The 13,668-nt window shown below is 49.8% G+C and carries 3 protein-coding genes; all 3 read right to left on the minus strand.

The window, feature by feature from the left end:
• Positions 1 to 40: 40 nt before the first annotated feature.
• The 3 genes from DWX91_RS00060 to DWX91_RS00070 are packed head-to-tail and all read right to left on the minus strand — an operon-like array spanning position 41 to position 13,634.
• Complete coding sequence (locus DWX91_RS00060) at positions 41 to 3,904, minus strand: SpaA isopeptide-forming pilin-related protein (RefSeq protein ID WP_118538138.1); 3,864 nt, start codon at positions 3,902 to 3,904, stop codon at positions 41 to 43.
• The gene (locus tag DWX91_RS00065; protein ID WP_118538140.1) at positions 3,853 to 9,315 is read right to left on the minus strand and encodes a collagen binding domain-containing protein; all 5,463 of its coding nucleotides are present in this window, start codon (positions 9,313 to 9,315) and stop codon (positions 3,853 to 3,855) included. The genes DWX91_RS00060 and DWX91_RS00065 overlap by 52 nt, the downstream gene beginning before the upstream one ends.
• Positions 9,315 to 13,634 (minus strand): hypothetical protein, encoded by a 4,320-nt coding sequence (locus tag DWX91_RS00070; RefSeq protein WP_118538142.1) that lies wholly within the window; start codon positions 13,632 to 13,634, stop codon positions 9,315 to 9,317. Before DWX91_RS00070 ends, DWX91_RS00065 begins: the two co-directional genes overlap by 1 nt.
• Positions 13,635 to 13,668 lie beyond the last annotated feature (34 nt).

Below are 13,668 nucleotides of genomic sequence, written 5' to 3' on the forward strand. Positions count from 1 at the left end.
TTTTCTGCCATCTGATCGATTTTGATTTTTCTCTTATTTTTTACTCCTCCTTGCCCTTATCATTCCTCTCCATATTCTTTTTTATATTTTCCTCCTTTCTTCGCCGCTCTGCGAGCGCCAGTCCTGCCCCAGCGCTCATACATATCAGTCCAATCACCAGTTTCCACTTCCAAATCAGTGAAATTGCTTCATTCAGACGCTCTTTTTCGTCCTCGATCTGATAAGCACCTTCTACTTCCCAGGTGGCTGATTCTCCATATCCCATCTTCGGAAGCGGCTTCATCTGTCTGCCGTCGAGAACAATTTTCCCCTCTCCACAGATCGACTCTGGCACGTGAACTGTTAAATAGCCCTCTTTCAGCTCTTCTATCACTTTCTTTGGATGTTCCGGCTGACCGTGCCCCGGTCGCCCCGGCTTCTCCGGCTTCAAACGGTCATACATCTGCACAACCGTCACCGTTCCGCCCTCTGAAACCGTAAATGAAACTGGTTCGGCTTTTTCGTAGCCCTCCGGCGCTTTCAGCTCTTCCAGAATATAGCGGCAGCCCTCCTTTAAAATGCCCTGTATACATTTCTCCTTTTCTTCAGAAATCCATTCCAATATTACCTTTCCAGTCTCATCCGAAATCCTCAGGTGGGCACCTTTTACAAATTCGCTATCTCCTTTCTGCTCCCTCCATTTCCGCTTCTCCACCTGCACTTCCGTCGGTCTGTCATACATCTTCACCTGATCGACTCGACCGTCCAGTGATACCGTAAATGTCACTTTTTCTGCTTTCCAGTACCCATCCGGCGCTGTTTTTTCTACCAGCACATAGTTTTTTCCAGCGTTTAACTTACCTTTTATCACATGGGCGCCCCGATCAGATACCCACGAATCAACCAAGGTTCCGCCTTCCTTCTCCTCCCAGAGTTCCATCCGCGCCCCCGGCAGTTCCTTTTCTCCCGTCACACTGTATTTTGTGATTTCCACGTGCGTCGGCTTGTCCTGCATGGAAATCCGCTCGACCATTCCATCCTCGGAAACAGTAAATGGAATCTCTTCCGCATACGCAAATCCATCCGGCGCTCCCGTCTCGCGCATTATATAACTCTTTCCCGGTGTCAACGTTCCAATTATCTCATGAGGATGATCCGCAGAAATCCATGATTCGATTACATTTCCAGACTGATCCAGAATCTCTATCTGAGCACCCGGAAGCTCCGTTCCGCCCAGATCTGTCTTTGAAAAGACCAGCTTTGTCGGGGAATCTATCATTCCAATTCCATCTATCTGTGCATCGTCCCCCAGAGAAAAAATCATCTGATTCGACTCCACCTCTTCCGTTTTTCCACCGTCCAGTTCCAGCAGTTCAACCAGGCGGTATCTATTCCCACGTTTGAGCACTTCACGCACCGACCGATCATTCTGATGAAATTCCCAGAGCACTGTATTTCCCTGCCGGGAGGTCCGTCCCGTGCTTCCTGTACTCTTCCACTCGATCGGCAGTCCATCCGGAGTCTGTGCCGGAACTTGTGCCCGAACCTCATAGTTGGTTCCCCACGGCATTCCTGTCAAAACAACCGATTCGCCACAAGAAAGCGTCAGGCTTCCTCCACTTCGCAGCGTTCCCGATTTAGAACCTGTGTACGAAATCAAGCCTGGAAGCTCTTTTCCCTCCGCATTCTTTAAGTATAACGTATATGTTATATCTATCTGCCTTAACAACGCCGCGGCAGTTCCCGTCACCCGCCCGGCGATAGCAATTGCGCCCGGAGATAGAATTGGATGGAAGGATTCATAGCTTTTGCCCGTTTTTCCCCATATCGTTGCCGTTACCGTCATACCAGAATGATTTTCCTGTCCGTTTTCATTTATATGCTCTCCAACCAGAACAGCCACCCGCAAAATGCCTCCTGATCCGGCTGCCACATTCTCTATATTCCAATACCAGGATTCACCTATTTGTTCCGCTCCGCCCATCGAAGCCGCTGTCATTAGTTCACACCCAGCTGGAATTTCCAGTCCAATCTTCATATTTTCTTTTTTATCTGACTGATTCCGATATGTAATTTCATATACAATTACACTTCCCGGCAGCACCGCTGCTCCGTCTTTTCCAATCGGGGAAACGGCGCGGATGCCACAAGGGTCGCTGTATTCCGGATTTCGTATTTCATGGATATATCCCAAGCCATCTCTGTTTTCCGGGATCCAGCTTTCCACTTCCCTGCCATCTGTCTCTTTCTGATGATATTCTTCCAGACGATACCTCGTTCCTTTTAATGTTCTAAGCGTCAGCGGATAATGTCCGTTCTCATCCCAATTCAGACGGAATGTATTTTTTTCTATCGTCCGGCGGCTGCCGTCACTGAACTCAATGATCTCCCGCAGTTCGAAACGATGTCCTTCCGCCACCCCCTCTTTTTCACATTTTTCTCGTTCCAGATAAGGCACAGAAGCTTCCATCAGTGAAGCAAGTACAAATTCTTCCCCACTGTCCAAATCCCACAGAGTTCTCACCAGACGAAGCGCTTTTCTTCCCTGCACCTGCAGAGACGTTATGCTGTCAAATAAACCGTCTGCTGTCTCTATCTCCAGCGCATTTGCACCATCTCTGGCTGCGTTAATCCCCCTGCCTGTATCTGACACCGTGAAAATCATCGGTTTCTGCACAGTGTATCCATCCGGCGCTTCCAGTTCTTTCAGAAGATACGTGTGCCCGGCAATCAGCTTTCCTTCTATCACGTGTGTTTTCCCATCGCAGATCCAGGTTTCCAATGCCTCACCCGCTTCAGTGTACACACCATCCAAAAATCCCGCTTCATACACTGCCAGCTTTGCTCCTGACACAAAGAGACCCGTATCGAAATCCAGCTTGGAAATTTTGATTTTCGTTGTTTCATTCGGCACCGTCAGATCATACGTTAGCACCTCGCATTCCTTCTGATCTTCTATCAGCACCTCGTACACGCGCGGAATAAGTTGATATCCATCCGGCGGCATCGTCTCACGGACTTCGTAATGGTACGGAATCCAGCTTCCATTCTCCCCTATCGTTCCGATTGGCAGAAACGGGCTTTCCGCCTGACCGCTCTCGTCTGTCTCCATCTGAACCTTTTCTCCCGTCTCTCTGTTTTTCACTTCAAACACCGCACCTGCCAGTTTTTCCTCTGGCTTTCTCTCATCCACCTTTTCAACCCGAACCCGTCCCTGTTTCAACGTATTAACCGCTTCGATTGTCTCCCCCGAAGCAGCCGCCACCGTAAATTTCTTAGGTTCCATGAGGCGATAACCTGCCGGTGCCGAAAGTTCCACCAGATAATACACTCCATAGGCAATCGGAGAAATCCGATGCGGCTTCCAGTCCCCTGCCTTCCATCCTGCCGGAATCTCCTGTTTTTCTGCTTCTTCCTCTGTAAATTTTCCATCCGATCCAGAAATCCAGCGTTCCACTAAATATTCTTTTTCCTGCATCAGGCTTCCATCCTGTGCCGCCCGGAAAACAGCAAGTTCTGCGCCTGCCAGATAAATTGCCTCTTCGGATGCCTCTCCTGAGCTTCCCAGCTTGGAAATATAGACAGACTTTGCCCTATTTTCCAGCCCGTAAAGCTGAATTTCAGCAGTTTCTTCGACAATCACCGGCTTCGGTGCTGCTTTCTGATAGCCGCTTGGTGTTTTCGTCTCCACCAGAACGTAATAGCCTTTCTTTCTGTTCGAAGCCAAATCATTTTTCGTCGGATTCAGCGGTAAATAATCAATCCGGTGAATCCCATCGGAGGTATCATAACTGACCAGAGTCTCCTCCATCTGGTAATTCCAGCGGAAATCATAGCTGTAGCCTGCTTTTCCATCCGGCTGCAGATTTTTCGTTACCTGAACAAGCACCTGCGAACCATTTCCCAGATTCCAGAGCTGACGCACTGATTCGCCCTGTTCTGTCGCCGTTTCTTCCTGTTTTTCAGCGGTATATCCACACCATGCAACCGTGTTAAACCTTGTGTGATATTCTGCATACAGCTTCTGATAGCGGGCTGCAAAGCTGTCGCTTCCTTGGCTGTAGCTTTCGCATCTTCGGTCTTCCAGCTCGTCACCCGTTTTTCCCGGTCATAGCGCGGTGTTCCATCCGCTTCCATGACAATTCCATTTTCATCTGTCACTGCCTCGTACAGGGTCAGCTCCGCCGCATATGCATTCGGCAGACATTCTTTTTTTCCATCCTTCTCCTCATATTTGAAAAAGGCGGTTTTTATATGATCCTCCTGCATCGTGATGATCTGCAGCTTAGAAGTTTCCTGGATTTCCACCTCTATTTGATTTGTCAGATATCCCGGAGGCGTCTCTATCTCCCCGAGAATATAATCGCCTGCCGGAATCCCCTCCCATGCCATTGGCGTCTTTCCGACGGTCCATTTCGCAGTCACTGTCTTTTTCTGGTTTCTCTCATCTAGTACCGTCCAGTTCGCCGGAAGTTCCCCTTTCTTTTCCAGATAATACCCGGACGGATGTGCTTCCAAATCATCACTCGCAACTCTTTTTGCCGGATAGAGCGCTAACACGGCTCCTTCCACACTTGAAAACGTATACCCCCCTTTTCCTTCCTCCCAGGTCTTAGAATCCGATTCGTTCAAAATGCGATCATAGTCCCGGACTGGCTGCTGATATTGTTCTGGCGCGTCGATCTTTTCGATCTGCACCGTGATCGGGCGGTTAGTAAGGTACAGCTCCTGTACCTCACAGGTTTCCTCTACCGTAAGACCTGCCGGCATCCGTTTCGCATAGCCGGATGGGGCACGCGTCTCCTCTAAAATATACGTTCCCACCGGGACGCGTTTTAAAACGTCCACCTGCCCATCTCTGATCCGTGTATGGAACGGATCGTTTGGCATTTCATCCCCGGTTATCCAGCTGTTTTCCATCAGATACGCCTCACCCTGACGATGGTACAGTGGTCGGTCATCTTCCCGTTTTTCCGGATCATTTCCAATATCATAGAGCGCTGCTTTCAACTGCAGATCCCATGCATTGGCATTGTAAGCTCTGAGAAGATCGCTGTATCGGTAACGCACATAATCGCCATCCCGATCATAAACGGGATATCCTTTGATATAGGTCTGATCGGAACGCTGGTAATAAACCGGCAGCCCATTTTCATTCAAAACCGGATTGACATGGGGCTGCAGCAGACCTCCGTCATATGTCCCAATCGTGTATTCCTGTTCCGTATCAGCATACATCGTTGCCACGCGGCCAGTCTTTATCTTATCCCTGGCAATCACATTTTCATAGCGATCCTTCGATACCCGGACCACCCACACCAATGTTTTGCCGGTTTTCTCCTCCGTCACATATGCCATTCCCGTGTACGGTTCTACCTCGCTGTCCCGGCTTCCGTCTGACGCCAGATGATAGAATTTTGTCCCGGACGGAACGTATTCAAACCGCCTTTCTTTCCGGCTGTACGCCAGTTCTTCATAGCTGGGGCTTACAATTTCCAGAAATGGAACGCCGTCTTTCATCGCATAGATCGGTTCGCCGTCTTTGGGACGCACCGTCTCGCCCTTTTCGTTATAGGCATACCGCACGCCCCGGAGTGTCGTAAATACCTCCAGAGCCCCGAGATCGTAATATAAAATGTCTGTATCTTCACGTTCAACCCACTTGAGAATCCATCTGCCTTTCCCCTGGTCGTTGAACCGGTCATCCTGCGTATATCGTGTATAATTGTTATTTTCTCCTTTGTTATCTTCCCCCTCTTGTTCTTTATCCTTCACATACAGAAGCCGGTTTCCCGCATAACCTTTCTGCACATACATCCGGATCACATTTCCAAACGAATCGCGCACCACATTGACACCGGCATACGCCCGGTCCTCACTGTCCCCGTTCTTCTTTACCTCGATCGCATCATACAGGCACATTGATGCACCTGGAAGATAGCGGTTGAGTGCGTGCGCCGTATCTGGAACCCGATGCCAGATCGCCTTTCCAGTAAAAACCTGATCCTCATAAATCAGGTCAATCCACTCCCCGGCTTCCTGTTTTGCCCTCAGACTATCCAGCCAGCCCTTTGACCACCCATACCCAAGGAACGTTCCCGACGCATTGTACGCCAGTTCCAGATTTTCAAGACCATAACGGTTCGAAAGCTCGGTCAAAGTTCCCTCTCGTCGATCGCTCAACTCAAACAGAATCTCCGTTTCCTCCTGTTTTACTTTCGCGATTTCCAGCCGGATCGGCGTATTTCCTACATAAATCCGCGCCACATCCCCCCGGTCCTGCGGCTTATTGCCATTTGGCTTCGTTCCATCCGGATTCTGGACTGCTTCTCCGTTGCTGCTTATCCGGGTTACCATTTCTCTATACACGGCAGCTGCCACCCGCTGACCGCGCTCTCCGTCCCGATAATACGTCACTTCATCCGAATACACTTCCACCGCTATCGGTTTCGTTCTCACGTATCCTTCCGGTGCAGATAATTCACACAACACATAGGCTCCTGCTCCCAGCGGCTGCGGCGTGATCAGATATCCTGTATTCTGGTTGGACGGCAGAGTTTCCCCCAAACCACCAAAATCCTGCAGCGTCGAATAAACCCGGAATGTGCCCGTCCGCGTCCCAAAGGCATCCTGCATCACCACCTGATCGGTTTCACTGCAAATCGGAGTTCCTGCCGGGATTATGCCTGTATATTTTCCTGTATAAGGTGCTTTCCAGGGGTATTTTGACGGAATTAGCGTTTTCAAATCAACCGGCGCGATTTTCTTTGCCCCCATTGCCTCCAAAAATTCCCGGCTGGCTGTCACCTGTGTATCTTTTTCATAAAACTGCACCTCCCCCTCGCTGTATTTCGACGTATCCCGGCTGGCGGCATAAATAGCGAACACTGCATCATCATGCAGAATATTCTCTCCCGTCTCCGAATCTAGTTTTTCAATCCGAAGCTTTGCAGCATAAAACGTATTCCGATATTTTCCATCCGCGTAGCCGGTAAATCCCAACGCATCATAGGCGGACTCCGCCGCCGGTTCTGTCACACTGTAAGGCACCAATCCCTGAAAATACCGCCCGTCAAACCCGGTCAGCGCCCCGGTGATTGTCCTGACATGATCTTTCAGATAAAATCCCGCCGGATTGTTATCATCCGTCTTCTCTCCATACGGATATTCCACTGAATCTGCCCACCCTGCCTGCTCTGAGATCGAACCATAACGGTAATAGCTTTCTACCTTCTCGTTGCTCCGGTACCGGCTGTTTGCATTTTCAGACCGATAAATGTCCTTGTACGGCGCCATTTCCCTCTGAGCGGGCGAAAATCCGCTGTAGTCATAGCTTCCGCCTGGATAGGAGATCGTTCCCTGCCGTTTATCCGCATCCAGACCATACTTATAAATCTCATAAGTTCCATCTTGTCCATGTGCGCGGATCACATATTTCCTCAAATCCGCCTGATTTGTATCTCCCCACTCTTCATTCATCCGGATCTGATAGTTCGCCGCCAGCGTTTCCGGCGATGCCGAGGCGTCATATTGATAATCCGCTGACTTTTTTTCCGGAGATACGAGGTTTCCACCTGCCTCATAAACCGACGGGACTTCTATTTCTTTCGGCTGGTCGATCCGATAATGCTGGTTTTTGAAATCTTCCAGTGCTCCCGAATACGGCTGCTGCTCGACTGCCACATAGGTTCCGTAAGGAAGGTATTTCGAAATGCCATAATAATAACCTTCCTCGGATTTTTTTAATTTTTCTGCTGACAACGTTGTTTTGTCCCGATCGGAACCTCCATTTTCCGCGCTGTCCCACTCAATCGCGTATAAATCGTCCAAATCATAGGAGAAAAACGGCTTCAAATATTCCTCTGCTTTTAAAATTGCCTGATGTAATGCTTCATCATAGATATAATCCGGGTAGCCTTCCTGTCCGCCCGATGCTTGAATGTTCTGCTTCTTTACCTCATCCTTCAAATACCAGTCCATCGCAAACTGACGGACAGCATCCGACCGTTTTGCATTTTCTATGGCTGCTTCCGACGTACGGCTCTGATTCTGTATCGCCGCATTGTTATGATGCGCCGGATCTTTTATTTCTCCGCCACCGGTTCCAAAAATGCCCATACGGATCCACGCAAACGGCTTAAAGGATGTATCTGCTGCATCTGCCCGCTGCCATTTATCCCGGTTCGCCACCGCCATCGCATCGAAAAATTTCTCATACTGATAGCCGGAAACTTCCCGTACCGCTCCCGCTTCATCTTCCTTGGTCCGCATGACCGTCTCAAGAAGTCTTGTATATCCCTGACTGACCTCTTTCGAATCCGCGATCTGCCCGTCTTTTCCATATTCGTACAGACGTTCCTTTGCCGTCACTGCGCTGCCCCAGACATTGTTATTGACGGAACCAGCCGTCTGGGAATCTTTTTTATGAATTACCTGCGTGAAAATTTTCTGAACCGGAGCAAAGGATTCTCTAAGCAGTGGAAAATTCTTTTTTACCTCCGGCAACGAGACGACTTCCCCATCCCGGTTCATCCACACGATTTCGCCATCCGTATTCCGGTACAGACGTTCCAGATTGGATTTCAAATAGAGCTTAAAGCGGAAATTTGGCAGTGCTGAAGCGACATTTTCGTTTCCTCCCTCTTTTTCCGTAAACGGATCGGTGTGCCCACTTTCCGCATAAGTGTTATGTGCATAGGTGCCCACCGGTGTCGTCGCTATATTTTTGACGATTTTTATCTTCTGGCGGATCACTCGCTCCAGTACACCCAGCGGTTCTTTCCTTGTCCCGGCATCCTGATAGGTGGTCTCCTGCCCCGGGTACGCCAGTGCCACCGGGACCACATAGGAATCATCCCCTGTCAAGCCGGAACGTCCAGAATCGACATATGCCTTTGCCCGCGCCTGTTTTATCCACGTGTAATAGCTGGAACTGTTCATCTGGTGGCCGGCAAAGAAACCATTTCCCAGCATTGCGGCTTCTTCCTCGTTCAGTGTAACCTTCTTCTCTTTCAATACCGCCTTAAATCCTAGCTCTTCCAGCACGCCTGCATTTGTTTTTTTCACGCCAAAACTGTCGGTAAAATTCGCGTTGACCCGCAGTATGTATCTCCCATCTGCATTCCGGTCTGCTGCCTGATGAACCCATTTTGTCTCCGTTACCTCCCGCTGCTGTGTTTCTGTCTTTTCCCGGTAAACAACCACCTGGATCGGCTGCCCATCCGCATCATACGGAATTTCCCCGGTTTTGTAATAGACATTTACCTCATTTTCCTTCGGAACAATCGTACCATCTCCCTCAATCACAGCATCTGTCTGCAAAAGTGCCGATGCCATCACCTGATTTCCAACGGTAGTTCCCTATAATCAGTATACGTTCCAAATGCGTCCCGCCCTCGATTATTTGAATATGGTATATACACATAACGCGGACACATTTCCATATTCTCCGGCAGCCACTCTGCCCGGTGAAAAATCAGGCTGTCTTTCTCCGGATCACTTCCCAGTACCATGAAATTCTCCGGTATTCCTAAAATTCCTGCATATACCGTAAATTCAAACGAATCCGAAAACTCTTGCACCGCGTCCAGACCGCCATAGCTGATATATGGATGGGTATGATAAAAATCCAGAACGGAAGTGATCACGTCTCCCACTGTCATTGAGATTCCATCTTTTGTTTTCGGCACCGCAATCGTCTGGACCGGCGAACCATACACCGTTTTTTCTGCCTTTTCTCCCGGTGTCACACCGCTGACGCCGTACACGTCCCGCTCTCCTTCCCGGACGCCCCGGTCAAATACGCCGGTATAGATACTGGAATATGCATTTTCTCCTGCTCCCGGTGTCCTCGGTGTTATTTTCGCATGTCTGCGGAGTACCCGCTCGGCTTTCCCTTTCAAATAACAAAAGTCATCCACATCAAATATCTTTGCCAGCTTGTCCGCATTTTCTTCCTCGGTCATTCCCGTTTCTGCCTGCAAAAGAACTGCTTCCACTGTCTCCGGCACAAGTTCCTGCACCCGGACCTGGCGCATCCACCCCGCCGCATACTCAATCGGAACCTTTTTATTCATCGGCGTGCCATCCGCATTGTACTTTGGATACTGATAGTTGTTCTCTGCCACTGCCAGTTCCCCGGTATAAACTTTTTCATACTCACCTGTCCCAGCTTCCACCGAAACCGTTCCTTTTCCCTCGTCTTTTCGATAAAAGCTCACGCCCTCCGGCAGCCCTGACACCACAATCTCATAAACTCCCTCTTTCGTGTCCTTTGACTCTGCCGAAAAGAAAATTTCATTCGTATCAGCTCCGCCATCGCCTGCCTGCTCTTCCCCATACATCTGCATGGAAATATGGGCATATCCTTCTCCCGGTTCCAGGACCGCCGCCTCCAGATCCTGTCCCAGGTTTGTAACTGCGTGAAGTTTATTTCCAATCGAAAGTTCAAAGCCCTCGGATCGGCTTAATTCCTTAACATAATATTCCCCCATCAGAAGTGGGCGTCCAATCCAGGCATTCCCATTCTTTGACGTATTGTTATAATAAATCCGCTCCCAGGCTTTATCTGCCGTATAATCATCGATCGCCGCATCTTGTGTATACAGATTTCCCGGCGCTTTCTTTCGCCATCCATCTGCTGCATCCACAATCGACCCTTTCGAATAATCATAGGTTCGCCCCGGCGCCTCTGTACATGCCAGAAACGAGGCATCTCCATTTTTGTCTGTCGTCGCCACCGCCACCAGATGATTGGCCCGGTAAACTACCCCTGTTTTCCCATCCGGATGCAGCAGATCTTCTGCTGCAAACAAGCCATACACTGCACCTTCCAGCGTTGCATCCCCCTGTGAGTCCCCAAGCGCATTGTAAGACTCATTTTCGCCCTTTTTCAGATCCAGATCCTTTTTATTGATATGTACCTCGCCCTCTGTCCGGTGATCATAGATCCTCCAGGCATCTTTCTCGCCGTCTGCCCCATTGCAATGGCTGAAATTGCCAGCACTTCCCGGCTCTATCACTGAACCCACACTCGCGGAAACAAGCGCCGATTCATAGGCAGGGAAAAATAGTGACTCTGCTGCCGCACCCGCCAGTGTTTCCGTTCTTTGTGACAACTGCGGATTTTGATACAACAAAGAAGGTGAATGCCAGCTTGTATAAAAACCTGCCTCGGTTGTCAATAAATCTGAGCCGGTTGCCATATATCGCCGAATACTTTCACGTTCCGCTTTTTCTGCTTCTTCTAAATCATCATCCGCTTCATCAATAAACACAAACCCTTTCTGGACACGATTTACCAGATGGTCCGAAATAGATACTTTCATCTCCGAGGCAGTTGCTTCCTTCTTCTCCTGTGTCAATTTTCTGTCTTTTTCATTTATGTCCTGTTCGTTTTCACTTGTCTTATTCCTCTTTCTCCCCGCTTTGTTTCCTGTATCTTGCGATTTTTCTCCTATCTCCGCCTCCGACGGTGTCGCTTTCCCCAGAAGCGCTGCATCCAATGCCGTAAACAGAACCACCCTCTGCGGCAAAACACGCATTTTTAGCGGCCCTGGAAATACAGGACTCTCCCCCAGAAAAGCCGCTAAATTTTCCCGGATCGTCCAGCCAGACGCACTTCGACGCTCCCAGCCATTTTTTCCAGAAATTCCTGCCTTCGCCTCACTTTCTCCATTCTGATTTCCGGAAGCCTCTCCGATGCCCTGACTCCTTCTCACACTCTTCGTTCCCAGCACCACATCACGCGAATATCCGCCTCCAAAGGCTGCATTTGCCCCATGCTCAGATGCATCGGTTGTGATAATCTCAATTGGCAGGTCATCTGCATGTTCATCATGCAGAATATATCCATCCCGCGCTTTAAATTCTTTCCAGGTATAACTGTACTTCATGGAAATGAACTTCTCATACGTCTGCCCACAGTCCTCTTGGCAGCCAGACTTTGCATACGAAGTTTCCCCGTCTGCCCCTGTCGTCGGTCCCGCATCGGGTGTTTCTCCCTCGGAGCCGCCGTCTGACGCGATACCTTCTATCTCCCCTGCATCGACCTCCTCCATCATCCAGTGAAAATGGACGCCCTCAAAGTCTCCGCCCGCCTTTCCTTCACATTCCTCTTCGCACAAAAGCCAGCTATTTGCCAGGCGGATATTTTCTGCCTGCGCCGCCTCAATCTCATCCTCATTGATGACTTCTCCCTCTTCGTCCTCCTCGTCCTCTGGAACTGGTACAAAGGTCGGTGCCGGATGACCGTCACAGAACGTCTTGTCATAGTGATAACCATGCTCCACCGTCTGGGAGGCGTAGCCATCGCCATCCGTTACCGCCGAACCCACTTGTCTGAAACCATCCCAGAGAACCGGCTCATCCTGATAATGACTGGCATATGGTTCTCCGCCCTCATACAATTCGGCAGCTCCATCCCGCTCAGTATTTACCCTGTTCTTATCGTCAAAGCGCTCAAAGAAGCCAAACCGCGCCCCTTCCAGCGCTTTCCCTGTCTCATGATCGTATTTATACATCTGCAGATTATAGGTGGAAGTAAAATCCTCTTCATGCCTAAATACCTCAAACTGAATGCCTCCCTGCTCCGGTACCGGGGTTGGATCGCCCGCCAATTCAGCAAAATAATTGACCGGAACCATTCCGAGCTCCATCCATGCCATCCGCTGATGAATCCACGGATCACTTTTGGCAGGCGTTCCGCCTCCGTGTGTCCCCGAACAGGTCACACACTCCCAGATTTGAAGCGACTGGTCAATCGCCTCCTCCGCCGAAGCATATCCCCCGCCGCCCAAAGCGTATGGGGTTCCTTCCACCCGGAAACGAATCAGGGCTTTCGACGGTTTTGGATTTGGATTTTTAAATATGATCTGCGAGTCGGTTTTTGTATACGTCCATCCATCGGTCGGAACCGGGCTGAATGAAACACCGTCATTGTTTGAAAATTCAAGCGGTACAGAACGGATAAAATCCCAATCCGAGCCATCCGGCGCAAACGACAGCGTCAGAGTCGCCGCATCTACCTGTTTTGCCGTTCCCAGCGAGGTGCTGGAAGCTATCACATTAGGAATCTTTCCGCCGCCGACACCGGTATTTTCCTTTCCGCTGCCTCCGCCAGACAGCATTCCTCCCATTTGCATGTACGCCTCACTATTTGACGCAGCTGCCTCCAGCCACGGATATTTTGCCCGCACAGCTGGAACATAGAGGATTGTTTTCAGATCTTCCTCGGACACCATCTTGATAATTTCCGGTTTTCCCTGTGCTTTTGCTGCCACATTGATCGCCCGGATAAATGTATTTGCCTTTTCATCCCCCAGCGCTGCTCTGAGCGAGAGCATCGCCCAAAATACATATTTCTGTTCCTGACTGCTCAGCGGAACAGATGCCTGGGAGGGACGGTGTGCTTCATAGAGATCCCCTTTTTCTGCAATTCCCCAGATCGCATAACCGCCCTTATCGATACAATAAAGCTTGTGTCCCAGCAGCGTATCGCCATGGGCTGTCGTCAGTGTTGTCTGCTGACCGCTCGCAGGTGCTGCTTTCACCGGAAAAACCGGGAATCCTGGCAAAAAAGCCATTCCTCCCAATATAATTGCCAGTACAAACGCCATCCCCCGTTTCGCATTCTCTCTGTACCGATACTCCCCCATAAACTTCCTCCTCGTTTTTACTGCCCCGCGCCCC

This window comes from Clostridium sp. AF22-10 (assembly GCF_003478725.1).
Taxonomy (GTDB): domain Bacteria; phylum Bacillota; class Clostridia; order Lachnospirales; family Lachnospiraceae; genus Otoolea; species Otoolea fessa.